This window comes from Phycobacter sedimenti (genome assembly GCF_038148855.1).
Lineage (GTDB): Bacteria > Pseudomonadota > Alphaproteobacteria > Rhodobacterales > Rhodobacteraceae > Phycobacter > Phycobacter sedimenti.
Genome location: NZ_JBBVGR010000004.1, coordinates 241,363 through 266,530 on the forward strand (window position 1 = coordinate 241,363; position 25,168 = coordinate 266,530).

27 protein-coding genes are annotated in these 25,168 nt (G+C 61.6%); 11 read left to right on the forward strand and 16 right to left on the reverse strand.

The features are described 5' to 3' along the window. Positions 1 to 5: 5 nt before the first annotated feature. The 5 genes from AADA15_RS09135 to AADA15_RS09155 are packed head-to-tail and all read left to right on the forward strand — an operon-like array spanning position 6 to position 4,016. A complete protein-coding gene (locus AADA15_RS09135) occupies positions 6 to 452 on the forward strand; it encodes a MaoC family dehydratase N-terminal domain-containing protein (RefSeq protein WP_341641251.1) in 447 nt (148 codons plus the stop codon). Then, positions 449 to 859 carry a MaoC family dehydratase gene (locus AADA15_RS09140; protein ID WP_341641252.1) on the forward strand — a complete coding sequence of 137 codons (411 nt, stop codon included), beginning with the start codon at positions 449 to 451 and terminating at the stop codon, positions 857 to 859. Before AADA15_RS09135 ends, AADA15_RS09140 begins: the two co-directional genes overlap by 4 nt. Before the next feature lie 20 nt (positions 860 to 879). After that, positions 880 to 1,707 (forward strand): SDR family NAD(P)-dependent oxidoreductase, encoded by an 828-nt coding sequence (locus AADA15_RS09145; RefSeq protein WP_341641253.1) that lies wholly within the window; start codon positions 880 to 882, stop codon positions 1,705 to 1,707. Positions 1,708 to 1,762: 55 nt separating this feature from the next. Then, on the forward strand, positions 1,763 to 2,854 hold the full coding sequence (locus AADA15_RS09150) for a CaiB/BaiF CoA transferase family protein (protein WP_341641254.1): 1,092 nt from the start codon (positions 1,763 to 1,765) through the stop codon (positions 2,852 to 2,854). Between the two features lie 4 nt (positions 2,855 to 2,858). Beyond that, positions 2,859 to 4,016 (forward strand): acyl-CoA dehydrogenase family protein, encoded by a 1,158-nt coding sequence (locus AADA15_RS09155; protein ID WP_341641255.1) that lies wholly within the window; start codon positions 2,859 to 2,861, stop codon positions 4,014 to 4,016. 5 nt (positions 4,017 to 4,021) lie between these two features. Here AADA15_RS09155 and AADA15_RS09160 read toward each other — a convergent pair whose 3' ends face one another. Further along, positions 4,022 to 4,192 (reverse strand): hypothetical protein, encoded by a 171-nt coding sequence (locus tag AADA15_RS09160; protein ID WP_341641381.1) that lies wholly within the window; start codon positions 4,190 to 4,192, stop codon positions 4,022 to 4,024. A 136-nt stretch (positions 4,193 to 4,328) separates the two neighbouring features. Further along, positions 4,329 to 5,363: a uroporphyrinogen decarboxylase gene (hemE, locus tag AADA15_RS09165; protein ID WP_341641256.1), complete on the reverse strand. Its 1,035-nt coding sequence runs from the start codon at positions 5,361 to 5,363 to the stop codon at positions 4,329 to 4,331. 111 nt (positions 5,364 to 5,474) lie between these two features. Between hemE and hemC the strand changes: the two genes are divergently transcribed. Together hemC and AADA15_RS09175 are read left to right on the forward strand one after the other, a co-directional pair. Further along, entirely contained in the window at positions 5,475 to 6,434 is a 960-nt protein-coding gene (gene hemC / locus AADA15_RS09170; protein ID WP_341641257.1) for a hydroxymethylbilane synthase, read from the forward strand. A gap of 74 nt (positions 6,435 to 6,508) precedes the next feature. Next, the gene (locus tag AADA15_RS09175; protein WP_341641258.1) at positions 6,509 to 7,453 is read left to right on the forward strand and encodes a fatty acid desaturase family protein; all 945 of its coding nucleotides are present in this window, start codon (positions 6,509 to 6,511) and stop codon (positions 7,451 to 7,453) included. Between the two features lie 30 nt (positions 7,454 to 7,483). Here the strand turns inward: AADA15_RS09175 and hemF are convergent, their stop codons facing one another. The 4 genes from hemF to clpS all read right to left on the reverse strand — a co-directional run bounded on the left by hemF (position 7,484) and on the right by clpS (position 10,668). Next, positions 7,484 to 8,377 (reverse strand): oxygen-dependent coproporphyrinogen oxidase, encoded by an 894-nt coding sequence (gene hemF / locus AADA15_RS09180; RefSeq protein ID WP_341641259.1) that lies wholly within the window; start codon positions 8,375 to 8,377, stop codon positions 7,484 to 7,486. Between the two features lie 38 nt (positions 8,378 to 8,415). After that, positions 8,416 to 9,219 (reverse strand): SDR family NAD(P)-dependent oxidoreductase, encoded by an 804-nt coding sequence (locus AADA15_RS09185; protein ID WP_341641260.1) that lies wholly within the window; start codon positions 9,217 to 9,219, stop codon positions 8,416 to 8,418. Positions 9,220 to 9,320: 101 nt separating this feature from the next. Further along, positions 9,321 to 10,313: a class I SAM-dependent methyltransferase gene (locus AADA15_RS09190; protein WP_341641261.1), complete on the reverse strand. Its 993-nt coding sequence runs from the start codon at positions 10,311 to 10,313 to the stop codon at positions 9,321 to 9,323. 13 nt (positions 10,314 to 10,326) lie between these two features. After that, positions 10,327 to 10,668, reverse strand: coding sequence for an ATP-dependent Clp protease adapter ClpS (gene clpS / locus AADA15_RS09195; protein ID WP_341641262.1), 342 nt, complete (start codon positions 10,666 to 10,668; stop codon positions 10,327 to 10,329). Between the two features lie 86 nt (positions 10,669 to 10,754). On the opposite strand from clpS, the gene AADA15_RS09200 reads away from it, so the two are divergent. Together AADA15_RS09200 and AADA15_RS09205 are read left to right on the forward strand one after the other, a co-directional pair. Continuing rightward, a complete protein-coding gene (locus AADA15_RS09200; RefSeq protein ID WP_341641263.1) occupies positions 10,755 to 11,468 on the forward strand; it encodes an HAD family hydrolase in 714 nt (237 codons plus the stop codon). Positions 11,469 to 11,768: 300 nt separating this feature from the next. Beyond that, positions 11,769 to 13,364 carry a D-alanyl-D-alanine carboxypeptidase family protein gene (locus AADA15_RS09205; RefSeq protein WP_341641264.1) on the forward strand — a complete coding sequence of 532 codons (1,596 nt, stop codon included), beginning with the start codon at positions 11,769 to 11,771 and terminating at the stop codon, positions 13,362 to 13,364. 75 nt (positions 13,365 to 13,439) lie between these two features. On the opposite strand, the gene ccoS is transcribed toward AADA15_RS09205, so the two are convergent. The 5 genes from ccoS to AADA15_RS09230 all read right to left on the reverse strand — a co-directional run bounded on the left by ccoS (position 13,440) and on the right by AADA15_RS09230 (position 18,781). Continuing rightward, positions 13,440 to 13,598, reverse strand: a complete 159-nt coding sequence (gene ccoS / locus AADA15_RS09210; RefSeq protein ID WP_192964374.1) for a cbb3-type cytochrome oxidase assembly protein CcoS — start codon at positions 13,596 to 13,598, stop codon at positions 13,440 to 13,442. Between the two features lie 18 nt (positions 13,599 to 13,616). Then, complete coding sequence (locus AADA15_RS09215) at positions 13,617 to 15,797, reverse strand: heavy metal translocating P-type ATPase (RefSeq protein WP_341641265.1); 2,181 nt, start codon at positions 15,795 to 15,797, stop codon at positions 13,617 to 13,619. 6 nt (positions 15,798 to 15,803) lie between these two features. Then, a complete protein-coding gene (locus AADA15_RS09220; RefSeq protein ID WP_341641266.1) occupies positions 15,804 to 16,277 on the reverse strand; it encodes a FixH family protein in 474 nt (157 codons plus the stop codon). Between the two features lie 3 nt (positions 16,278 to 16,280). Next, complete coding sequence (gene ccoG / locus AADA15_RS09225; RefSeq protein WP_341641267.1) at positions 16,281 to 17,711, reverse strand: cytochrome c oxidase accessory protein CcoG; 1,431 nt, start codon at positions 17,709 to 17,711, stop codon at positions 16,281 to 16,283. Positions 17,712 to 17,893: 182 nt separating this feature from the next. Beyond that, positions 17,894 to 18,781 carry a LysR family transcriptional regulator gene (locus AADA15_RS09230; RefSeq protein WP_341641268.1) on the reverse strand — a complete coding sequence of 296 codons (888 nt, stop codon included), beginning with the start codon at positions 18,779 to 18,781 and terminating at the stop codon, positions 17,894 to 17,896. Positions 18,782 to 19,372: 591 nt separating this feature from the next. Between AADA15_RS09230 and AADA15_RS09235 the strand changes: the two genes are divergently transcribed. After that, positions 19,373 to 20,281, forward strand: a complete 909-nt coding sequence (locus AADA15_RS09235; protein ID WP_341641269.1) for a DMT family transporter — start codon at positions 19,373 to 19,375, stop codon at positions 20,279 to 20,281. An 84-nt stretch (positions 20,282 to 20,365) separates the two neighbouring features. On the opposite strand, the gene ccoP is transcribed toward AADA15_RS09235, so the two are convergent. From ccoP to ccoN, 4 genes are read right to left on the reverse strand one after another with little or no spacing between them, the layout of a single operon-like run. Further along, entirely contained in the window at positions 20,366 to 21,235 is an 870-nt protein-coding gene (gene ccoP, locus AADA15_RS09240; protein ID WP_341641270.1) for a cytochrome-c oxidase, cbb3-type subunit III, read from the reverse strand. Then, entirely contained in the window at positions 21,232 to 21,429 is a 198-nt protein-coding gene (locus tag AADA15_RS09245) for a cbb3-type cytochrome oxidase subunit 3 (protein WP_341641271.1), read from the reverse strand. The genes ccoP and AADA15_RS09245 overlap by 4 nt, the downstream gene beginning before the upstream one ends. Before the next feature lie 14 nt (positions 21,430 to 21,443). After that, complete coding sequence (gene ccoO, locus AADA15_RS09250; RefSeq protein ID WP_341641272.1) at positions 21,444 to 22,172, reverse strand: cytochrome-c oxidase, cbb3-type subunit II; 729 nt, start codon at positions 22,170 to 22,172, stop codon at positions 21,444 to 21,446. Positions 22,173 to 22,185: 13 nt separating this feature from the next. After that, a complete protein-coding gene (ccoN, locus tag AADA15_RS09255) occupies positions 22,186 to 23,796 on the reverse strand; it encodes a cytochrome-c oxidase, cbb3-type subunit I (RefSeq protein ID WP_341641273.1) in 1,611 nt (536 codons plus the stop codon). 204 nt (positions 23,797 to 24,000) lie between these two features. Here ccoN and AADA15_RS09260 point away from each other — a divergent pair, with 204 nt between their 5' ends. After that, positions 24,001 to 24,840 (forward strand): universal stress protein, encoded by an 840-nt coding sequence (locus AADA15_RS09260; protein ID WP_341641274.1) that lies wholly within the window; start codon positions 24,001 to 24,003, stop codon positions 24,838 to 24,840. 69 nt (positions 24,841 to 24,909) lie between these two features. On the opposite strand, the gene AADA15_RS09265 is transcribed toward AADA15_RS09260, so the two are convergent. Beyond that, positions 24,910 to 25,167, reverse strand: coding sequence for a GlsB/YeaQ/YmgE family stress response membrane protein (locus tag AADA15_RS09265; protein ID WP_341641275.1), 258 nt, complete (start codon positions 25,165 to 25,167; stop codon positions 24,910 to 24,912). Between the last annotated feature and the right edge of the window lies 1 nt (position 25,168).

Consider the following 25,168-nt stretch of genomic DNA (forward strand, 5'->3'; position numbering starts at 1 on the left):
CGGCAATGATCGACACCTCTTTCATCGGCCATGTCACCACGCCTTTCGAGGTGACGGTGGAACAGGGTCGGCTGCGGGATTTTGCCCGCGCCACCGGCCAGAGCGATCGCGTCTATTTCGACAGGGACGTGGCGCAGGCGGCAGGCTATCGCGGCGTTCTGGCGCCGCCCACCTATCTGTTCTCTCTGGATCTGGACCGCGAAGATCCGTTCTATTTCATCACGCTGTTGAAGATCGATATCGCCCGTGTCCTGCATGGGGAGCAGGCCTTCACCTATGGCGCGCCGATCTGCGCCGGGGACACCATTACCCTCGTGAGCGAAGTCACCGACATCTACGCCAAGAAGGGCGGCGCCATGGAGTTCGTGCATCTCAAAACCTCGGCCACCAACCAGCTGGGCGAAGACGCAGGCAGCATGACCCGCACCGTGATCGTGAGGCACCCGCAATGACCCTGCCAACCTACGCCGAGATCAGGGTGGGTGATGAACTCCCGCCCGTCACCACCAAGGAGATCACCCGCACCACACTGGCCCTGTTCGCCGGGGCCTCGGGCGATCACAACCCGATCCATATCGACATCGATTTTGCCAAACGCGCCGGCATGCCGGATGTCTTCGCCCATGGCATGTTGAACATGGCCTATCTGGGCCGCCTCCTGACGGGCTGGGTGCCGCAATCGGCCTTGCGCGAATTCACCACCCGTTTCGTGGCGATCACACAGGTCCATGCGGTGATCACATGCACCGGAAAGGTCGTGGAAAAACGCGACGGCAATCTGGTGGCACTCGAAATAGAAGCGGCGGATCAGAACGGCGAGGTCAAACTGGCCGGAACCGCCCTGATCGAACTGCCATAACGACAAGGGACTATGACACAATGAGCAAACTTGCAGGAAAGACCGCCTATGTCACCGGCGCCGGGCGCGGCATCGGCCGCTCCATCGCGCTGAAACTGGCGGCGGATGGCGCCAATGTGGTGCTGAACGATCTGGACGCGGAACCGGCAAACGCGGTCGTCGCCGAGATCGAGGCGATGGGCGGCAAGGCGCTGGCTATTCCTGGCTCGGTCACGGCAGCGGGCTTTGCCGATGATTTCATCGGGGCCGGGATCGACAAGTTCGGCGGCGTCGACATCATCGTCAACAATGCGGGTTACACCTGGGACAGCTTCATCGGCAAGATGAGCGATGAGCAGTTCGACGCCATGATCGACGTGCACCTGAAGGCGCCGTTTCAGATCCTGCGCGCGGCCTCCCCCTTTATCACGCAAGCCGCCGCACAGGAGGCCGCCGAAGGGCGCGAGGTCTTCCGCAAGGTCGTGAACATTTCCTCGATCTCGGGCACTGGCGGCAATCCGGGTCAGGCGAACTACTCCGCTGCCAAATCGGGCGTCATTGGCCTGACCAAGACCATGGCCAAGGAATGGGGTCGCTTCAAGGTGAACGTGAACGCCGTGGCCTTTGGCATGATCTCCACCCGCCTTACCGAGGCCACGGATGAGAAGAAATCGATCGAGGTCGAGGGCAACAAGGTCGCCATCGGCATACCCAGGAAACTGGTGCAGGGCATGGAGATGATGATCCCCCTTGGCCGCGCGGGCACGCCCGAGGAGGCAGCCGGCGGCGTCTATCTCTTCTGCATTCCCGAAAGCAACTACGTCTCGGGCCAAACCCTGATCGTGGGCGGCGGCCTTTCCGGCACCTGACGCAAGACGGCCTGCCCCTGCCCCGGGGCAGGCGACCCAAACGAGAGGCATCATCATGCTGGAAGGCACACGCATCATCGAGGTCGAAGGCCTTGGCCCCGGCCCCTTTGCCGCAATGACACTGGCCGACATGGGCGCTGATGTGATCTGCGTCCACCGCAAGGGAGGCGGCGTCACTCCCGGCATGCCGGAACGGTCTGTGCTGGACAGGGGCAAACGCTCGATCGAGCTGGACCTGAAGGATCCCGAAGACATCAAGACCTTCATGGCGCTGGTGGAAACCGCCGACGGTCTGATCGAAGGCTTTCGCCCCGGCGTGATGGAAAAGCTCGGCATCGGCCCCGAGGCCTGCCATGCCGTGAATTTGGCCCTCGTCTTTGGCCGTATGACCGGCTGGGGGCAGGACAGCGCCCTCTCCCATGCGGCGGGGCATGATCTCAACTACATTTCGCTATCCGGCGCCCTTTGGTACGGGTCGAACCCCGGCGATGCGCCGCTGACACCCGCCACGCTGGTCGGCGACATTGGCGGCGGCGCCATGTATCTGGTGGCGGGCATGCTGGCCGGTATTCTGCGCGCCCGCACCAGCGGCGAGGGCTGTGTGGTGGATGCGGCGATCTATGACGGCTCGGCTCATATGATGAACCTGTTGATGAGCATCCGTCAGGCGGGGAACTTTGGCGACACACGCGGACAGAACCTGCTTGATGGCCCGCACTGGAGCCGCACCTACGCCTGCGCCGATGGTGGCTATGTCTCGGTGCAATGTCTTGAGCCGAAATTCTATGCCCAGTTCCTGTCGCTGATGGGGCTTGCGAATGAGCCCGAGTTCCAGCGTCAGTTTGACAAAGCGCTTTGGCCCGCGCTGACCGGGCGCCTGGCGGGGATCTTCGCCAGCCAGCCCCGCGATCACTGGGCAGGTATTTTTGAGGGCACCGATGCCTGCGTTGCCCCAGTCCTCAGCCCCGGCGAAGCCTTGAGCCACCCGATGAATAACCGCGGCACCTGGGTCAATGCGCACGGCGCGCTTCAGGCTGCCCCTGCCCCGCGTTTTTCGGGAGCCGGAGACTGGACACCGCCCGAAAGCCCCGTTCGCGGGCAACACGCAAAAGAAATTCTGGCCGAACTTGGCCGTGACAAGGACTGACCCCATGACAGCGCATGTTTCACCGTGGATGACCGACGAGTTGGTAATGCTGCAGGACAGCTGCCGCAGCTTTTTCACCGCCGAAATGACCCCGCATGAGGAACGCTGGCAGAAACAGGGCCATATCGACCGGGAGTTCTGGAACAAGGCCGGGGAATTCGGCCTCCTGTGCGCAAGCGTTCCCGAGGAATACGGCGGCATGGGCGGCGATTTCCGCCACGAGGCAGTGATCACCACCGAACAGTTCCGCGCCGCCGGGTTTTCCGGCTTTGGCAACTCGGTGCACAGCCAGATCTGCGCAGGCTATATCCTCGATTATGGCACCGAGGATCAGAAACAGCGCTGGCTGCCCAAGATGGCCAGCGGCGAAATGGTCTGCGCCATCGCCATGACCGAACCCGGCACCGGGTCGGACCTGCAGAACATCAAGACAAACGCCCTGCGGGACGGCAACGACTATGTGCTCAGCGGCTCCAAAACCTTCATCACCAATGGTCAGCAGGCCGATCTGATCATCGTGGTCTGCAAGACCGATACCACGCAGGGCGCCAAGGGGATCTCTCTTCTGGTGGTGGAAACCGAGGGCGCCGAAGGTTTTGCACGGGGTCGCAATCTCGAAAAACTGGGTCTCAAGAGCCAGGATACATCCGAGCTGTTCTTTGACGAGGTGCGCGTGCCGCCCGAGAACCTGCTTGGAGGCGTCGAGGGACAGGGGTTTTACCAGCTGATGAAGGCGCTGCCGCAGGAACGGCTGGTGATCGCACTGGGAGCTGCCGCCGTGATCGAAAAGGCGCTGGAAGATACCGTCGCCTATACCTCAGAGCGGCGTGCCTTCGGGCAGGCGCTGATCGAGATGCAGAACACCCGCTTCAAGCTGGCCGAGGCCAAGACCATTGCCCATATCGCCCGCGTGTTTCTGGATGACTGCGTTGCCAAGCACCTGCGCGGAGAGCTGGACGCCGCCACCGCCTCGATGGCGAAATGGTGGGTAACCCAGATGCAATGCGATGTGGTGGACGAATGCCTGCAGCTACATGGTGGATACGGCTACATGCTGGAGTACCCGATCGCCAATATGTACGCCGATGCCCGCGTGCAAAAGATCTACGGCGGGTCGAACGAAATCATGAAAGAACTGATCGCCCGCACCCTGACGCAGTAGGCCGCTTAGCCGTCTTTCTTGGCGGCTGCGGCTTTCTTCATGCGCGCCAGCAATTCGGCTTTCGTTTCGCGCTTGCTGTAGGGGTTCTTCTCGGTGCCCTTGGCGTTGTGTTCGCTGTGGCGTGGTGCATTGCGGCCCATTTTCGGCGTTCCTTGTTTTCCGTAGTCCATCGTCATGCCTCACTTTGCGACACAGGTCTGATGCTCATGCACCACTTCGCAGCGCTGCACAAGGCGCGCCAGTCTGAACACCAGCGGTTACCGGCCTGCGGCACGCCATTGGTGCGGCGCGCCTCAACCTTGCGATGCGCCCTCAGCCCTCGCGGACCGTGTCGATCATCAGCTGCACGTTGTCGGGGTTTGCATCGGGCGTGATGCCATGGCCAAGGTTGAAGATATGCGGCCCGCCGCGCAGGGTTTTGACGATGTGGCGCGTCTCGTCGATCAGGTCCTGACCGCCGGTCACCATGTGGCGTGAGGCGAGGTTGCCCTGCACGCAGCCATCGACCTGCACATGTTCCGCGACCCACTCAGGCGTCACCGAATTGTCCACGGCAACGCAGTCGACACCAGACGCCTTGGCAAAGCCGATGTAGCCATCGCCCGCCTCGCGCGGGAAGCCAATCACGGGAATGCCGGGATGACGCTCTTTCAGCGCCGCGGTGATCTGGCGACAGGGCTCCAGCGCGTATTTCTGGAAATCATCGCCTTTGAGCGATCCGGCCCAGCTGTCAAAGATCTTCACGACCTCGGCGCCTGCCTCGATCTGATTCGACAGGTAATCGATTGTGGCCTCGGTGATACGGGTCAGAAGCGCCTCGAAAAGAGCGCGGTTTTCAGACTTGAGCGCATGGGCTGGCCCCTGATCGGGCGTGCCGCGTCCGGCTATCATATAGGTCGCAACCGTCCAGGGCGCCCCTGCAAAGCCAATGAGCGCTGTTTCGCTGGGAAGTTCCCGCTTCAGGATCTTCAGGGTCTCATAGATCGGATTCAGCGTCTCGTGGATGTCGCTGGACGGACCGAGCTTGGCAAAATCCGCTTCAGTTGTGATGGTAGACAGGCGTGGTCCCTCGCCGGTGACAAACCACAGATCGGCGCCCAGCGCCTGCGGCACCAGCAAGATATCGGCAAAGAGGATCGCCGCGTCGAACCCGTAGCGGCGGATCGGCTGCAAGGTCACCTCGGCGGCCAGTTCCGAATTGTAGCACAGCGACAGGAAATCCCCCGCCTCGGCCCGCGTTGCGCGATACTCAGGCAGGTAGCGGCCCGCCTGGCGCATCATCCAGATCGGCGGCACATGCTGTTTTTCGCCTGCCAATGCGCGCAGCAGTTTCTTCTGTTCGGCCATGGGATCCCTCGCTTGTCTCTTGGGTACTGAGGTCTAGCCTGAGCGGCAAATTGTCAAGGGCGGTGGGGCGGATGCTTGTCATGGCATAATGTCGCGAATAAAGGTTCTGACATGACACAGAACCTGCCCTCCCCCGCTTCGCCCCTGAAGATAGGCACCCGTGGATCGCCGCTGGCCCTCGCCCAGGCGCATGAAACGCGCGATCGCCTGTCTGCCGCATTCGACTTGCCGCAGGAGGCGTTTGAGATCGTCGTGATCAAGACGACCGGGGACAATCAGGCGCTGATCGCGGCGGACCGCCCTCTGAAGGAGATCGGCAACAAGGGCCTGTTCACCAAGGAAATCGAAGAGGCGATGCTCACGGGCGAGATCGACATCGCCGTCCATTCGATGAAGGACATGCCGGTGGCGCAGCCCGCAGGTCTGGTTCTGGATTGCTACCTGCCGCGCGAGGACGTGCGCGATGCCTTTGTCTCCCCCAGCCTGTCGTCAATCAAGGAGCTGGCGCCGGGGGCCGTGGTGGGCACCTCCTCCCTGCGCCGCCGCGCACAGCTGCTGAACCGTCGCCCGGACCTGCAGGTGGTCGAGTTTCGCGGCAACGTACAGACCAGGCTGAAAAAGCTGGCCGACGGTGTGGCCGATTGCACTTTCCTTGCCATGGCCGGCCTCAACCGGCTGGGGATGAGCGATGTTCCCGCGCGTGGGATCGACACCGATGACATGCTGCCCGCCGTCGCCCAGGGCGCCATCGGGATCGAACGGCGCGACGGTGACAGCCGCGCCGCGGATATGCTGGCCGCCATCCATGACCGTGAAACCGCCCAGCGCCTGGCCGCCGAACGGGCCTTTCTGGCCGCGCTGGATGGGTCGTGCGAAACGCCGATTGCGGGCCTTGCGGAACTGGACGGGACCACCCTGCGCCTGCGCGGCGAAGTGCTGCGGCCCGATGGGTCAGAGGCCCTGCAGGATGCCCAGACCTGCGCCATAGAGGACGGCCCGGATTTGGGCCGGGAGATGGCTGCCAAGCTGCTGGAGCAGGCCGGGGAAGGCTTCTTCGACTGGCGCGGCTAGGCGCGCCTGACGCCACGCCCTTCTTGACCGGACTGCTCCTGCCCTGAACACTTCGGGGCGGGAGGACTGTGATCATGACACCAGGAAAGGCCTATCTCACTTCGGGCGAAATCCGCCCCCTGGCCGCGCGGTCGGACCTCATGGGTCTATGGCTGCTGCTGCACTGCTGGGGCACCATTGCACTGGCGCTGGCGCTGTTCGCGCTCTGGCCCAATCCACTGACCTTTGTGCTGGCCGTGATGGTGATCGGTTCACGCCAGCTGGGGCTGGCGATCCTGATGCATGAGGCGGCGCATAACGCCCTGTTCAGGACCCTCCGCTGGAACGAGATGGCAGGGGATTGGCTTTGCGGGCGCCCCATTCTGGCCGATCTTGGCGCTTATCGGCACTATCACCTGACGCACCATCGGTTCACACAGACGGACAGGGACCCGGATCTTGTGCTCTCGGCCAAGTTTCCGACCTCCCGCGCCTCCCTGCGGCGCAAGTTCACCCGCGATCTCACCGGACAGACAGGGCTCAAACAGCTGATGGGTCAGATAGCGATGTCGCTGCAACTGGCCGGAGATGACGACGCGATCAAGGCGGCCAGCTCCGATTTCGCCCAAAGTTTCAAGGCCCCGCGCCTGTGGGGGGCCTTGCCGGTCTTTCTTGGCATCGCGTTGCTATTCAGCCTGATCGGGGACTGGTGGTGGGGGCTGGCCTTCTGGCTTCTGCCCTATCTGACATGGTTCCAATTCGTGCTGCGTGTGCGCAACATCGCGGAACATGGCGCGACCGAGCAGTCAGAGAACCCGCTGCAGAACGTGCGCACCACACGGGCAGGGCCGATTGCGCGCCTGTTCGTTGCGCCCTATTGGGTCAACTACCATCTGGAGCACCACATGGTCATGCACGTGCCCTGCTGGCAGCTGAGGCGCATGCACGGTCTTCTGCTCGATAAGGGTCTGGGAGAGCGCATGCGCATTGCGCACGGCTATGGTCAGGCCCTCGCCGAAGCGGGCTGGCGCCGCGCCTAGGCGTCACGGACCCAAAGTCCTCTCTTTCGATCAGACCCATTTCGCCAAGGGCGGCAGGCTCATCAGGACCGCATTGGCATCATGGCCGGTTTCCAGACCAAACTTGGTGCCGCGGTCATAGACAAGGTTGTACTCGGCATAAAGGCCCCGATGCACCAGCTGCGCCTCCTTGTCCTTGTCATCAAAGGACTGGACCCGGCGCTTTTCCACCAGGGGCAGATAGGCAGGCAGAAAGGCGCGACCGATGTCCTGCGTCAGCGCAAAATCCGCCTCCCAATCTCCGGTGCAGCGGTCGTCCATGAAGATCCCCCCGACACCGCGCGCACGGTGGCGATGGGGAATGTAGAAATACTCGTCCGCCCATTCCTTGAGGCGCGGGTAGAGATCGGCGCCATGCGGGTCGAGGTGCCGTTTCTGCTGCGCATGAAAATGCGCGGTGTCCTCATCATATTCGATGCACGGGTTCAGGTCAGAGCCGCCGCCGAACCACCAGGCGTGCGGCGTCCAGAACATGCGGGTGTTCATGTGGACCGCCGGCACATGCGGGTTCTGCATATGCGCCACGAGGGAGATCCCCGAGGCCCAGAACCGCGGATCCTCTTTCATGCCGGGAATGCCTTTGCGGGCCGCCATTGCGTTTTGAGCGCGCGCGCCAAGCGTACCGTAGACCTCGGAAATATTGACGCCGACCTTTTCAAAGACGCGCCCACCGCGCATCACGCTCATCAGCCCGCCACCGGCATCCGATCCGTCATCCGAGGTGCGCTTGGTTTCAGTGATCTCGAACCGCCCCGGAGCCTGATCCGAAAACGGGCCGGTCTCATGACTGTCCTCAAGAGCCTCAAAGGCGGCAACGATATCATCGCGCAACGTACGAAACCAGGCGGCGGCACGGGCCTTTTGGTCAATCATTTCAGAGGTCATTGTCAAATCTCATTGGGGCTTTGTCAGTGGGGAACGGATCAGTGGACAGGCGCGGCGACCGAATCCAGCAGGGTGCGCCCGCCGTCCACGGTCAGGATTTGCCCGGTCATGAACCCGGCCGCATCGGAAGCGAGATACTGTGCCGTTTCCGTCAGTTCGGTTGGCGCTGCAATCCGGCCCAGTGGCGTATGGTTCTCGATATCCTGCCGGTAAGCACGGTTGTCCTTGAGGGTATCACGCAAAGAAGCGCTCATCACCGACCCGAAGGCGATGGAATTGACCCTTATGCCGTGGGGCGCATAAGAGACCGACAACGAACGCGTCAGCTGATCGAGCGCCGCCGAAGCCACCGAATAGGCCATCAGGGCCGGGTGCGTGCGCCGCGCCGCGATGGAGGACAGGTTGATGATTGCCCCCCGAGGCGTACCGGGCTCGCGCCCCTCGCCCTGCTTGATCATCCGCCGCGCCACCTGCTGCGACAGGCGCATGTTCGGCAACAGATTCTCGGTCAGCAACAATTCTAGCGAGTCATCCTTGGGATCAAGCGGATCGCTTGGCACCACCTGGCGGGCACCGTTGACCAGAATGTCCACCCTTTCGAACGCATCGATCGTGGCAGACAGCAGGTTTGCGATGGTCAGCCGCTCGCGCAGATCACCCGCAAAAAAACGGATATTGCTTTCGTCGGCCTGCTCGCCAAGCTCTGCCAGAAGGGCCGCCTCATTGGTATCGGCAAACATCACGTTCGCGCCTTCGTCAGCAAACTTCTTGCCGATGGCAAGGCCGATCCCGCTTGAGGCACCGGTCACGATGGCGGTCTTGCCGGAAATCGAGAAGGACATGCGGGCACTCCAGGCCTGTGGAAAAGGTTGCGCGGACTGAACCGGAGACTAGACCGGGGCAGTTCGTTTGAAAACCGGCAATGCGGCACTCTGGCGGGTCGTCATCGCCGCAGCCTTTTGGGACGGCTTGCGTGCAGGACCTTGAAACGATTGTCGCCCGCAACCTCGTCGACCCTGGCAAAACGCTCGCCCAAAGTCGCCTCATAGGGAAGATGCCGATTGGCCACCATCCAGAGCGAGCCAGAGGCCGTCAGCATCGCGGCTGCAGCAGCAATGAAGGCCTGCCCCAGCTCTGGCTCGGCGCTGCGGCCAGAGTGAAACGGAGGGTTCATGACCACGGCGTTCATCGCAACAGGTGCCTTCCAGCCCCGCACATCCGCCCAGTGAAACGAGGCGCGCGGATCCTGTATGTTCTGGCGGGCACAAGACAGCGCATCGTGGTTGGCTTCAACCAGATGCAGGTCTTCGACCTCGTCATGTGTCAGGATCTGGCGGGACAGATACCCCCAGCCTGCCCCAAGATCCGCCACAGTGCGGCCCAGCTTGGCGGGCAGCGCTTCTGCCAAGAGGCGCGAAGCCGGGTCGATAGCATCTGCAGAGAACACCCCAGGAGAGGTCACGAACCCTTCAACCGACGTCTTTGCCTCAGACAGCCAGTCGCCCAGAACATCCCCTCCGCCATCAAACCAGAACACCTTGCCATGGGCCTTGGACACCGGCGCAGAGGGTGAGGCCAGCTTGCGCAGCGCCTTGTAGATCGAATCGATTCCGTCGGTTTTGGCCCCATCCACCAGAACCGGGCCTTTCGTCACCGCCGCAGCCTGCGCCACGGTCATGCGCGCCTGCGTCTTGGCCCGCGGCAGGAACACGACCGCTGCGGCAAAGGCCATATCGGTCGGCAGTTCGGGGCGGCAATCGTACCCCTGCGCCGCGAAGGCGTCATACTCGGGGCACATGGGCTGGATCAGAATCAGCCGCTCTTTTGGAAGCGGCGTCAGGTCATGATCGCTGCGCGGGTGAAAAACGGCGATACGGCCTTCTGCGGGCAGCGCAAAGCCGCCCGTCTCAAGCGCGAGCGACAGGCGTAGGGACATCACTGGACCTCTTTCAGTCTTCTTTTTCCATGGTGCATTGTAGCGGATGCTGATGCCGACGGGCAAAATCCATCACCTGGGCCACCTTGGTCTCGGCAATCTCGTGACTGAAGACACCGACAACGGCCAGTCCCTTTTTGTGCACGGTCAGCATGATCTCGAAGGCCTGCGCATGGGTCATGCCAAAGAACCGCTCAAGCACCATGACGACGAACTCCATCGGGGTGTAGTCGTCATTCAGCAGCAGTACCTTGTAACGCGGCGGGCGCTGGGTTTTCGGCCGTGTCTTGGTCAGGACCCCAAGATCGGTTTCGTCGTCCGATTTGTCCGTCATCATCACTGGCTGAAGCGGCATAGCGTCTGTTTTCCGGTCGTGCTTGGATTGGTATTCTCGCATATATAGCGTTTTGAGCGCGCAGGAAAAGAGAGTGTATCGCCGCAATGACGGGCAAATTGACAACAATCGGTTTCGATGCGGACGATACGCTTTGGCACAACGAACGGTTCTTTCGCGTCACGCAAGAGCGGTTTGCCGAATTGCTGCAGGATCATACGCCAATGGACATGGATGCCGAGACGCTGGCCGCGCGGCTGCTGGAGGCCGAAAAACGCAACCTTGGCCGCTATGGCTATGGGGTCAAAGGCTTCACCCTGTCGATGATCGAAACGGCAATCGAGGTAACAGATTCGCAGGTGCCCGCAACCGTCATCAAGGAGTTGATCGTGGCTGGGCAGATGATGCTCTCCTATCCGATCGAGCTGCTCCCTCATGCGCGCACCGCCGTTGAGCGTCTGGCGGACCGCTATCGCATTGTTCTGGTCACCAAAGGCGACCTTCTGGACCAGGAGCGCAAACTGGCCCAATCCGGACTTGGCGACATGTTTGACGGCGTGGAGATCGTATCGGAGAAAACTCCCGCCATCTATGCCGACATATTTGACCGTCACGGTGACGGCGCCGCAAAGGGCATGATGGTGGGCAACTCGATGCGGTCTGATGTGGTGCCCATGATCGAGGCCGGCGGCTGGGGCATCTACGTCCCGCACGGGCTGGTCTGGGAAGTCGAACATGCGGAAGCCCCGTCAGGCCACCCCCGCTACGCAGAAATCCCGGATCTTGGTGCGTTGGAAGTCCTGGTTGCGACCATCGGTTGACCAGGTCTGAGCACCCGCCCCGACAGGGGGCGGTTTTTGTGTCCACTGCGCATCACTCCGCCCCGCCATGAGGCGATGACGACACCGCGCGCACCCCGATATGCAACTTTTTTCGTCAACACTTTCTTAACAAAACGCGCATCTTGGGGCGACCTGGAAAAGATCCACAAGATGTCGCGCAATTGGCTGGCAATTCCTCCTGAACCAAGGATCCAGCCTGTTTCTTTCAACGCGTTTCCATGTTACGATTTCGCTAAAGCAGTAAAACGTCAGCCGGAAAACCGGCGGCAAGAGGCAGAAATGGCAGATATCGAACAGGTCAGGTGTAACCCTGTGACCTTTGCACTGCGGGCCGTGCCCCGTCAGGTGGCCTTGGTACTGGGTTTGGTTCTCTCGGTCACGTTGGCTGGTCTTGCAGCTCCGCAGGCGACGGCCGCGCCCTATGCGGCGATGGTCATGGATGCGCGCACCGGCGAGGTGCTGCACTCCCGCAACGCCGACACGCGGTTGCACCCGGCGTCTCTGACAAAGATGATGACGCTCTATATCGCTTTCGAAGCAGTCCGGAACGGTGAAATCACCCTGGACACCAAGGTTCGGATCAGCAGCAATGCCGCAGCTGAGCCTCCGTCAAAACTGGGCCTGAAGGCGGGCCAGCGCATTGCGTTCCGCTATCTGATCCGCGCCGCCGCGGTGAAATCGGCCAATGATGCCGCCACTGCCATCGGTGAAGCGCTTTCGGGATCCGAAGCCGCCTTCGCCCGCCGGATGACACGGACCGCCAAGGCGCTTGGCATGTCGCGCACCACCTTCAAGAACGCGCATGGCCTGACAGAAAGCGGGCATATGTCCACCGCCCGTGACATGACCACACTCGGGCGGCACATCCTTTATGACTACCCCGAATACTACAACCTGTTTTCGCGCACGTCTGCCGATGCAGGGATCCGCACCGTCCCCAACACCAATCGCCGCCTGCTGGCGGCTTACAAGGGCGCCGATGGGATCAAGACCGGCTACACCCGCGCCGCAGGCTTCAACCTTGTGGCATCGGCCCAACGGGGCAATGAGCGGATCATTGCAACCGTCTTTGGCGGCAAATCCTCGACCTCGCGCAATGCGAAGGTGGCGGAGCTTCTGGATCTCGGCTTTCGTCGAGCTCCTTCGCGGGCAAAACTGCGCAAACCGGCCGTCCCGGCCTATGTTGGCAATCAGAACATCGTCGTGGCAGACGGCAACGCCGCCCCGGACGTGGCCGGGAAAACCGTGCGGGTCAGCGGCAGTGTCAAGACCAGTCTGCGTCCGCGCCTGCGTCCTTCCTCGGGTGAAACCGCGCCTGTCCTGGTTGCCGACGTACAAACCGACATCGGCGTGAGTGCCGAAGCTTCGGCCGTCGAGGCAGCCGTGGCTCAGGCCACAGCGACGTCGCAGCCCCCGAGACTCGAACTCGATCCCGAGGTGCTGCAAGCCAGCGTTGCTACGGCCATCGCAGAAGCAAAGGTTGTACCCGCCTCCGCGCCGTCCGTAACAGTCCCTTCCACCGTGAGGACCTTCTTCAAAGGTCTGCGACCCGTGGCCCGTCCCAGCCGGTTGGCGCAGACCGACACCGCGGCAGCGCCGGAGCCGGTTGTTGTGACGCGTCTTTCCACGTCGGGCGGGCGCTATTGGGGGATCAATGTCGGTCGCTTCACCAACCGCTATGAGGCCGAAAAAGTGCTCCTGCGCACCGCGCTGTCAGAGATGGAAACCCTGAACGGTTCCTTGCGCAAGGTCGCAAAGTCCAAGCAAGGGTTCGAGGCAAACTTCCTTGGCATGACCAAGGAAACCGCCGAACTGGCCTGCAAGCGCCTGAGCGCACGGAATGTGACCTGCGAGACCCTTGGCCCCGCCTCGTAATTTCAACTGATACCCCCAAAGACGAACGAAGGCCCCGGTTTCGGGGCCTTCGTTTTTGGCAGGGGCAGCTTTGCCTCAGGGCTTGGGGTGATCGTCCCACTCATCGCTCAGGATCCGCCGCGCATCCCCTTCGGGGTCGTCATACTGATTTGAGCGCACCGTGTAGATGAACCCCACAAGCGCGGCGCCGCCCAGGATCAGGGAGATCGGGATCAGGTAGGACAGGACGCTCATACGCAAGGGCCTTTCGGATCAGGATTTCAAACGCAGCGCGTTCAGCGATACGGTGATGGAGGAGCTGGACATGGCCAGCGCCGCGATCAGGGGCGTTGCCAGACCTGCGACCGCCAGAGGCACGGCAATCACGTTGTAGAGCGTGGCAAGACGGAAGTTTTCGCGAATCCGGCGGATCGCCTTGCCCGCCACGGCGCAGGCGTCGGCAATGGGCTCGAGGTCCTGCCCCAGGAGCACGATGTCAGAAGCAACGCGCGCCGCATCCAGGGCAGAGGCCGGCGAGATCGACACATGCGCCGCAGCAAGGGCCGCCGTGTCGTTCAAACCATCGCCGACCATCAGCACCTTCTTGCCCTGATCGGCGAGCATCCGTATGCGCGCGGCCTTGTCCTCTGGCAGAGCCTCAGCCACCCATTTGTCGATGCCAAGCCGCTGCGCCAGCGCCTCCACCGCGCCGGTGGTATCGCCCGATATCAACAACACATCCTTGCCTGCCGCCTGCAAGGCCCGCACAGCTTCGGCTGCGCCGGGACGCAGGGAATCGGTAAAGAAAAAGCCAGACGGGCTGCCCTCCCCGGTATCGAGCCAGGCTGCCGTCTGACTGCCCTGCTGGGCACCCACCCAGGCCGCACGCCCCAGACGCACCGTGCGCCCCTGATAGACACCCTCGGTGCCATAGCCCGGCACCTCACGCAGATCGGTGACCTTTGCAGGTTCGATCCCGGCCTCGCGTGCGGCACGTACAAGGGCAACCGACAGAGGATGTGAAGACGGCATTGCAAGCGCCAGTGCAATTTCCACGTCGCTGCGGTCGATCGTTTCAAGGTTCACAAGCTGCGGCGTCCCGGCAGTCAGCGTGCCGGTCTTGTCGAACACTACGGTATCGACCCCGGCCAGACGCTCAAGCGCGGTGGAATGCTTGATCAGCATGCCCTTCTTGAACAGCCGCCCCGAGGCCGCCGTCGTGACGGCAGGCACCGCAAGACCAAGCGCGCAAGGGCAGGTGATGATCAGCACAGCAGCCGCGATATTGAGCGCGGTGCGCATGTCGAAGGTGAAAACATACCAGCCCAGAAAGGCGAGCGCCGACAGGATGTGTACCCCCGGCGCATAGAGTTTCGCGGCACTGTCAGCCAGCGAGGTATAGCGTGAACGGCCCGACTCTGCGATGGCCACCAGATCGGCCATGCGGTGCAGCGAGGTTTCCTCTCCCACCGCTGTTGCCCGGATGGTCAGGGGGCCGGTCAGGTTCACTTCTCCCGCCGAAACCCCTGTGCCGGGTGCTGCGAAAACCGGCAGGGTCTCACCGGTCAGAAGCGAGCGGTCCAGTTCCGAATGCCCTTCGACCACCTCACCATCTACGGGCATCCGTCCGCCGGGGCGCACCAGAATCAGATCGCCGATGACCAGATCAGCCACCGGAATCTCATATTCCTGCCCGTCCAGCAGGCGTATGGCGCGAGGCACCTCCAGCGCGGCCAGTTCCTGCGCCGCCGACCGGGCCACCGCGCGGGTGCGATAGTCCAGGTAGCGCCCCGCCAGAAGGAAAAAGGTCAGCGTCAGCGCCGCGTCGAAATAGGCATGTTCACCTGAGAGCGACGTCTCCCAGAGGGAGGTTACGAGGGCCAGAACCAGCGCCAGCACGATCGGCACGTCCATGTTCAGGCGACCGACCTTCAGCGCACTCCAGGCGTTCTTGAAGAAAGGCTGCGCCGAAAAGATGATCGCCGGAAAAGTGATTGCCGCCGAGATCCAGTGGAACATGTCCCGTGTTGCGTCCGACGCCCCGGACCAGACAGAGATAGACAGCAGCATCACATTCATCGAGGCAAAGCCCGCAACCGCCAGCCGCATCAGCAGATCCCGGCCCGCCTTGTCGTTCTGCGTCGCAGCCAAGGCAGTCAGGTCCAGCTCATGCGCCTCATACCCAAGACCTTCCAAGACCGGGATCAGATCGGTGGCGCGCAGGTCCGGCTCGGCCTCGATCAAGGCGCGTTTCAGCGTCAGGTTCACCCGTGCGGAATGTATCCCCGGATGGGCGTTCAGCGCCCGCTCCACCGCAGAGATGCACCCCTGACAATGGATTGTGGGCAGCGACAGAGCCAGACGCGCTTCGGTTGGGGCTTGCTCCACCGCCTCGGAGGGCGCCGCAACGCAGCCGGGGCATACCGCCATCTGTGGGCGCATCTGGGCCGTCATTTCGTCTTACCCTTTGGTCACATGCAGGATCACACGCTGGGTGAACTCGGTGCCATTCTTGGCCCGCGCAACCATGCGGATGTTCCAGTTGCCAGCCCCCAGATCGGCAGGGGCCACATAGGCCTGACCGTCAAACTGGAAATCCGGTTTCTGGTCGTCCTTCACATGGGTCGCCCGCCCGAGTGTCGCCGAAAGCTTGGCAACCTCTACGGGCTTGCCGTCCCGGTCGGTAATCTCAAGCTTCACGAAACCATCCTGCGCCGAAGCATAGACAGACCAGCCAAGGGCCTCTTGCGCGGTCCGCCGGACGTCAAACTCCTGACTGGCCACGTAAGAATTCTTCACCTCAAGCCCCGGAAAGGTCTTCACGGCATTGAAAGCCAGCGCAAGATTCACACTGATGATCACCGCAAAGGCCCCGACAAAGACCATGAGCGCATGGCGACCGGTGAACTCGCGCGGGCGTTTCTCTTCGGTCATGGCTCAGTTCCCCCGTCCGTTAAAGGTAGTGTCCTTGTAGGCCCGCTCGCCGTTACCGAGGTCTTCGACCCAGATCCGAACCGGAGAAGATTCAACCAGAGAAGACGGCGCCCCTTTTGGAGTCACAATATACACACGCTGAAGGAAAGCGGTATCCGCCGGCACCTCGACCGAAGAATAGGGTGTGCCTTCCAGCTGCACACGCATCTCCGGCGCGCCCTTGATCGAAACGTTGAACTGGCGCGGCTCTCCGTGCTTGTTGCGCAGGCGCACATCATAGGTGTTGCGGATGGAGCCGTCCGACAGGGTGACAAAGGTCGGATTTCGGACCGGAGCGACCGTGAGATCGATGTCCGAACGGATAAACAGGGCAAAGACCAGCGCAAAGCCAACCACTGACCAGAGCGAGGTGTACATAATCGTGCGCGGGCGCAGGATGTGCTTCCAGACGCTGCGCGGCGGCTGGCCTGCACGCTCGTTCGCCTCGTCCGACAGGGCCATGTAATCGATCAGCCCGCGGGGTTTGCCGATCTTGGCCATCACATCGTCGCAGGCATCGATACACAAAGCACAGGTGATGCATTCCAGCTGCTGTCCGTCGCGGATGTCGATCCCCATGGGGCAGACGTTGACGCAGGCCATACAGTCGATGCAATCGCCGAGCTGCTCTGTCTCGGCGGATTTGCGATGCTTGCCGCGCGGCTCACCACGCCACTCACGGTAGCCAACCGTCAGCGTGTCCTCGTCCATCATCGCCGCCTGAATACGCGGCCAGGGGCAGGCGTAGATACAGATCTGTTCGCGCGCGAAACCGCCAAAGAAGAAGGTGGTCAGTGTCAGAACCAGCATGGTGGTATAGGCGATGGGGTGCGCCTGAAGCGTCACCAGATCACGCAGCAGCGTCGGCGCATCGGCAAAGTAGAAGATCCAGGCCCCGCCTGTGGCCAGACCGATCAGGAACCAGGAGATCCATTTCGTCACCATCAAGCGTGCCTTGCGGACATCCATCTTCTTTTGGCGATGCAGGCGCAGGCGGGCATTCCGATCCCCCTCGATCCAGCGCTCAACCAGGATGAACAGGTCGGTCCAGACCGTTTGCGGGCAGGCATAGCCGCACCAGACACGACCCAAAGCGGATGTAAACAGGAACAGCCCCAAACCGGCCATGATCAAAAGGCCCGCCACGAAATAGAATTCATGGGGCCAGATCTCGATCCAGAAGAAATAGAAGCGGCGGTTTGCTAGATCCAACAACACGGCCTGATCCGGCAACGACGGTCCCCTGTCCCAGCGGATCCATGGCGTCAGGTAGTAGATGCCAAGCATCACCGCCATCAGATACCATTTGAGATTGCGGAAAGCCCCGGACACGCGCCTTGGAAAAATCGGCTCCCTGGCAACGTAAAGGCTTGGGGCGGGATCGGAATCGCTCACGGACTCACTCCACTGAATTGGGTCTTTGCCTTGCGTTCTCACAGAAGCGAGGTGACGCAGCTTTGACGTGGATCAAAAAGTGCATCGGGCAAATATCTTTTGCCGCGGCATTTCTCCGCATATCGGCGGCATGACCGGCATCCTTCACGCAGTTGTGAAGCCGTGGACAGGCATCGGGGCAATCAGATCGCGGAGCCGCCCGGCTCCCTGTGCCGTTTGAGCCATGCGACAAACTTGCGTGCCTGGGGGCGCACGACTCCCGGACGATGAACAATATGATAGCCGCGAGTGTCGTCTTCGGTGAACAAGGCCTCAAGCCGCCCTGCCCGCAGATCGTCCTCGACAAATGAACGCACGCTGACTGCGACACCCTGCCCGTCGCGCACCGCCTCCATCAACAGGTTGCCGGGCAAACGGATGCGCGGCCCCCGCAGTGCATCATCCACGCCACGCGACGTCAGCCATTTTGCGGCTTCGGTCGTGCCAAGCTCCTCCAGCCAAGGAAAATCCAGCAGATCCTGCGGCGAAGACACCCTGCGCCCGTCCAAAAGCTCTGGCGCAGCCACAACCACCATGGGCGATTCCAGCAAGGGCAGCGTCTCCAAACCCGGCCAATTGCCCGCCCCGTAGCGCAGCGCGATATCAATCCCGCCAAGGGTCAGTTCGACCAGTTCGCCTGTTGGATCAAGAACCATGTCCACCTCGGGGTGCAGCGCGCGAAACTCGGCCAGTCGCGGCATCAGCCACTGAGCGGCGAACATCGGGGTGCAGGTCACATGCAGCGGGCGCGCCGCGCCTGACGTGGTGAGATCCTGAACCGCCGTCTGGATCGCACTGAATCCTAATTGCAGCCCCCGCGCCAGATGCTCTCCTTCGGGCGTAAGGGTCAGGTTGCGCCCGCGGCGATCCAACAAAGCGACGCCCATGTGCCGTTCCAGTGCGCGCAGCTGCTGGCTGATGGCAGCGTGACTAACATTCAAGGCAGCTCCTGCCTGAACCACATTTCCCGTCTCCGCAAAGGCAGAAAAGGCCCTAAGTGCGGCCAGGGGCGGAAGAGAAAACCACTCCATATGTAACCTGTACTTACATTATGACTTTTTTCCTGACTCGCATGAAAGCCGGTTTGGCGCAACAGTTGCCGCATGTTCAAGCTCAGGAGGCACGACGATGCTGACCGATATCTACGCCCGCACAATGATCACCGCGACCCGTCAGACCTGCGTCAAATTACGTGATCTACCCGCGCCCAAACCGCTGCCCCTCGCCACTGGGCGGATCGCGCGCATCAGGCATTGGCTCGCGCATCGAAGCGTTCTGACGCCACGGCGTTCTCGCTGTGTTCATCCACTCAAGCTATGAAAACAGGCGTCGGCTTTTCAGGAAACGCGCGAACAGATCGAAAAGCCGACGCCTTGTACCCGCCTTGCCAGCACGTCGGCGCAGGCGGGATGCGAGAGCTGCGCAGACAGCTGCCACGAGGGAGGGCAGCAATCTGCGGAGCCTGTCTCTGTTGCATTCATAGAAGCACAGTCGCCGCGACAGCGATTTGATGCGGATCAAGTCGGTCAGGAAAAAGGGCTGCCGGGGCAGGAAAAACGCTCGCCCAGCCCGGCTTTCCGATTTCTGCGCGTGCTTCATGGAAGTCGTGCTATCCAACCAAAATGACACAGGCCTCACACAATCCGCCCCTGGCAGGGCCTTCGGTCCTTGTCGCCAGCCTCGGGGTTCTTTTTGCCTCCCTGTGCTTTGGCGTTTTACCCTATTTCGCCCGCGGCCTCACCGAACAGGGCATGCCGCCACATGTGATCGCCTTTCATCGCTTCACGCTGGCCGCCGTCGTTCTGTCGCCTCTGCTGATCCGACACCGACACAAGGCGCGGGCAATACTCTGGGGTCTCGGGGCAGGTGCTGCGATGGGACTGGGATGGATCGCCTATGTGGCCGCCCTGCGCACCGCGCCGGTTGCCCTCGTCGGGGTGCTCTACATGACCTATCCGGTTTTTACTCTGCTGATCGCTTGGGTTCTGTTTCAGGCCAAACCCAGCCTTCGCGCCATCGGCGCGGCCGGTCTGATCATCTTGGCGGCCCTCGTGGCAAGTGGCCCTGCGACGGCGGGGGCAGGTGTCCTTCCGGCGCTGATGCTCTCTCTGGCAGCTCCCCTGGGGTTCGGCCTTGGCATCACGGCGCTGGTCTACCGTTTGACTGCGCTGCCTCCACTGGCGCGTATCGCTGCGGTTTCCCTTGGCTCTGTCCTTGGTCTGTTGCCGCTGATTGTCACCTCGGCGCCTTCTTCCATTGTGCCGCAGGACGATCAGGGATGGCTTCTGCTGGCCGGGATCGCCCTAGGCACCGCGCTGATCCCACAGCTGATCTATTCCGTCTGCGCCCCGATCGCAGGCGCTGGCCAGACCGCAGTCATCGGCAGTATCGAGCTGCCAACCATGTTCGCCGTTGGCCTGTTGGCCTTTGGGGAAAGGATCAGCCCAGGCCAGATCACGGCCTGTCTCCTTATCCTCCTCGCGATCGTGATCAGCAGCCGGGACCGCCCGCATGCAGCCCCCCAGGGGTGAGGCTTCGCAACAGGGCCGACTACATGAGAAAAGGGCCACCCGTGGGGCAGCCCTTTGAGAATTGGCTTCAATGCGGGGACCCGTTTATTCACCACCACCAAGCTGATGTACATAGGCCGAAACCGCACGGATTTCAGCTTCGCTGAGGCGGGTGTTCCACGGTGGCATTACGCCGTAACGCGAATTGGTAACGGTTTCCGTCAGCGCAGCATGGTCACCGCCATAGAGCCAGATCGCATCCGCAAGGTTCGGTGCGCCCTGGGCCCGGTCACCGGTCCCATCGTCCATGTGACAGGACGCGCAGTTGTCCGCAAAGACCACCGAACCGGCTTCGACCTTGGACGCATCCTGCGGCTCGCCCGAGAGCGACATCACGAAGTTCACAACCAGGTCGATTTCTACGGCCTCAAGCAGTTCATCCCGGCCAAAGGCAGGCATTGCCGAATAGCGCGCTTCGTCGCTTTCCTCGTTGCGGATACCGTGGGAGATGGTGAAGTGGATATCCTCCATCGAGCCACCCCACAGCCAGTCGTCGTCCAGAAGGTTCGGATACCCTTTGGCACCAGCCGCACCGGAGCCGTGACACTGGGCACACCATGTCTTGAACACGGCCGAACCCGCAGACACCGCGTAGGAGTTCAGGTCCGCATCCGCCGAAATCTCGGTCAGCTCGGTTTCCACCAGCTTGGCGTTGACCGGCGCGTTGGCTTCTTCCACCGCGGCGATCTCATTGGCGACATCGGCGCGCGTGGACCAGCCGAGAACACCGGCAGTTGCCGAGTTGATCAGCGGCCAGGCAGGATAGGCGATGGTATAGCCGATCCCCCAGATGATGCAGAGGTAGAACGTATACAGCCACCAGCGCGGCATCGGGTTGTCGAACTCCTCGATCCCGTCCCACTCGTGGCCGGTGGTATTCGGATCGCCATCGAACTTTTGCGATTTCTTACTCATGTCCGCGCCTCCTTGGCTTTACCCTGTGCAGGGGCGGGTTTGTCATCGTGACGAAAGGGGATATCGGCCGTGTCGCGGTAGACCCGGCTGCTGCCCGGGCGGAACACCCAGACAACAACCCCGATGAAGAAGGCGAACAGCATCAGCAGCATCCAGCTGTCTGCGAACTGCCGCAGGAGTGTGTATTCTTCCATCTCTTCCTCCTGCCTTAGCGGCTTGCATCCGGGGTGAAGGTCGAGAAGTCGACCAGAGTCCCCAGCATCTGCAGATAGGCGATCAGTGCGTCCGCTTCGGAAACCCCCGGCTGACCGTCAAAGTTACGCACGTTGACGTTTTCACCGTAGCGCTCCAGCAGGCCATCATAGTCGCTGTCGGGATCCGCTTGCGCCATGAAATCGGCTTGGGCCGCTTCGACCATTTCCTCGGTATAGGGAACACCAAGGATCGCGTTGGTCGCCATCAGCTCGCCGATGTATTTGCCGTCGATCATGGTGGTCTCGAGGAAGCCGTACTTGGGCATCACCGATTCCGGCACCACCGACTGCGGATCGCGCAGGTGATCCACGTGCCATTCATCCGAATACCGACCGCCAACGCGGGCTAGATCCGGTCCGGTCCGCTTGGACCCCCACTGGAACGGATGATCGTACATCGACTCCGCCGCCAGCGAGTAGTGCCCATAGCGTTCGACCTCGTCCCGCATGGGGCGGATCATCTGGCTGTGGCACACATAGCAGCCTTCGCGGATGTAGACCTCCCGGCCGGTCATCTCGAGCGGGGTGTAGGGACGCATGCCCTCCACCTCTTCGATGGTGTTTTCCAGCCAGAACAGCGGTGCGATCTGCACCAGACCACCGATGGTCACAACCAGGAAACTGCACACCAGAAGGAGGGTCGCGTTGGTCTCGAGGATTTTATGTTTGTCGAGAATTGCCATTGTCCGGCCCTCCTTATTCAGCCGGGACCGTGACCGACAGGCTGGCTTCTTTAGCCGGGGCCCGACGGACGGTCATCCACAGGTTGTAGCACATGATGACGGCACCCGCGAGGAACATGACCCCACCCAGACCGCGAACCACATACATCGGGAACTTGGCGGCAACGGTGTCGGCAAAGGAGTTCACCAGGAAACCGTTCGCATCCACTTCACGCCACATCAGGCCTTCCATGATACCGGTCACCCACATCGAAGCGGCGTAAAGAACGATACCGATGGTGGCGAGCCAGAAGTGCCAGCTGACCATCTGCAGCGAGTAGAGACGTTCCCGCTTCCACAGGACCGGCACCAGGAAGTAGAGGGCACCGAAGGTGATCATGCCGTTCCAGCCGAGCGCACCGGAGTGCACGTGACCGATGGTCCAGTCGGTATAGTGCGACAGGGAGTTCACGGCGCGGATGGACATCATCGGACCTTCGAAGGTGGACATGCCGTAAAAGCCGACCGAGATCACCATCATGCGGATCACCGGGTCCGTGCGCAGCTTGTCCCAGGCGCCCGAGAGCGTCATCAGACCGTTGATCATACCGCCCCAGGAGGGCATCCACAGCACGATCGAGAACACCATGCCAAGGGTCGAGGCCCAGTCAGGCAGTGCGGTATAGTGCAGGTGGTGCGGACCGGCCCAGATGTAGATGAAGATCAGCGCCCAGAAGTGGATGATCGACAGTTTGTAGGAAAAGACCGGGCGTTCTGCCTGTTTCGGAATGAAGTAGTACATCATGCCAAGGAAGCCCGCGGTCAGGAAGAAGCCCACGGCGTTGTGACCATACCACCACTGTACCATGGCGTCCTGCACGCCCGGCCAGACGATGACCGACTTCGATCCCCAGATGGAAACCGGGATGGTCAGGTTGTTGACCACGTGCAGCATCGCAACGGTGACGATGAACGCAAGATAGAACCAGTTGGCCACGTAGATATGCGGCTCCTTGCGCTTGATCAGGGTACCGAGGAAGACAGCAAGATAGGCCACCCAGACCACGGTCAGCCACAGGTCGACGTACCACTCGGGCTCGGCGTATTCCTTGGACTGCGTACCGCCCAGCAGGTAGCCGGTTGCCGCAAGAACGATAAACAGCTGATAGCCCCAGAACACGAACCACGCCAGGTTGCCGCCCCAAAGCCGCGCCGCCGAGGTACGCTGCACCACGTAAAAGGATGTTGCCAGCAGCGCGTTGCCCCCGAAGGCAAAAATCACCGCAGAAGTGTGCAGCGGACGCAGGCGGCCAAAGTTGGCAAAGCCCTGCGCCCAGTCAAAGTTCAGCGCCGGGAAGGCCAGCTGGAAAGCAATGAACGTGCCTGCCAGAAAGCCCACAACGCCCCAAAAGGCGGTTGCGATGACACCGGCGCGCACGACGCTGTCAAAGTATTCGTGTTCGAGGCTGCCCGCGGCCAGTGCTGGCTCATCGGTGCGGCGCAGAGTGTAGAGGAAAAAGCCACCAGCCACGAGCATGACGATGACCGCATGCACCTGGTAAGCCAGATCCCGCGCGAAATTGATCCCCATCATCGCAAAAAGCGTGACGAGACCAAGCGCTATCAGCTTGAGATAATTAGACATCTTGCGTCCCTTTAACATGTACCGCGCGATTCTTCCGCCACGCGGGACCTTTTTAGACCGGGTTTGTGATGCAAAACGCGCCCGGACAACGCATTGATCTGCATCAAGACACTCACGAAACAACTGTGACACATCAAAAATGGCACGACCAATGAAACGCGCGTCCACTTGGGGATTTTGCGCTATTTCCACAACGAGGCGACAATGACCTACAAAACCCTATTGACCGTTCTGACAGACAAGAACACCGCCGCCGCGCCGCTGGCGCAGGCTGCCGCACTCGCCGACCATCTTGCGGGTCACACCGAGGCCTTGTGCCTTGGTGTCGACCGGACCCAGACCGGTTATTACTACGCCGGTGCCAATGCCATGATCATCCAGGAAGCAATGGTGCGTGCGCAGGAAGAAGCCGCAGATCTGCAGGCCCATGCAACCGAAGTTCTCAAACACCTCGGCACACCCTTCTCAACAGACATCGCCATTGCGCCCATCGCCGATCTGGGTCGGCACGTCGCCCGTCATGCGCGGTTCTCGGATCTGGTGATCCTCGGCAAACCTTACGGTGAAGGCGTTGGCGCCGAGGCCGAGCCGGTGGTGGAGGCCGCCCTGTTCGAGGGGCGCACACCAGTCCTGGTTGTTCCGGACAAGACCGCACCCCTGACCCAGCCCAAAACCGTTCTCTTGGCCTGGAACGAAAGCATCGAGGCGATGACGGCCATTCGCAAGGCCCTGCCCTTCCTGACCAAAGCAGATACTGCGCGCATCGTCGTGATCGATCCGCCGCAGCATGGCCCCGAACGCTCTGACCCCGGCGGCATGCTGGCGCAGATGCTGGCCCGCCACGGCGTGAAATGCGAGATTGATGTGCTGAGCAAGACGATGCCCCGCGTCTCGGACATCCTGAACCGTCATGCGACGGATACCGCAGCAGACATGATCGTCATGGGGGCCTATGGCCATTCGCGATTCCGCGAAGCGATCCTGGGCGGCGCCACCCGCAACATGCTGGAAAAGGCGGCCGTCCCGGTCTTCATGGCGCATTGATCCTGCGCCCATAATGCAAGCGAAGGCGCCTCACGTCTGGGGCGCCTTTTTTGGTTTCGGATAGCGCCCCTAGCGCCCCTTGCGGATCAGTCCGATCACGAACAGCAGGATCACCGCGCCGATGGTGGCATGGATGATGGAGGCCAGAGCCCCGCCTCCGACGGCAAAGCCAAGCGCCGGAAATATCATCCCCGCCAAAAAAGCCCCGACGATGCCCACAATGATGTTTCCAAAAATACCAAAGCCGCGCCCCTGCATGATCTTTCCCGACAACCACCCGGCAAGGGCGCCGATGATCAGCATTCCGATCAGGCTTTCGAATTGCATG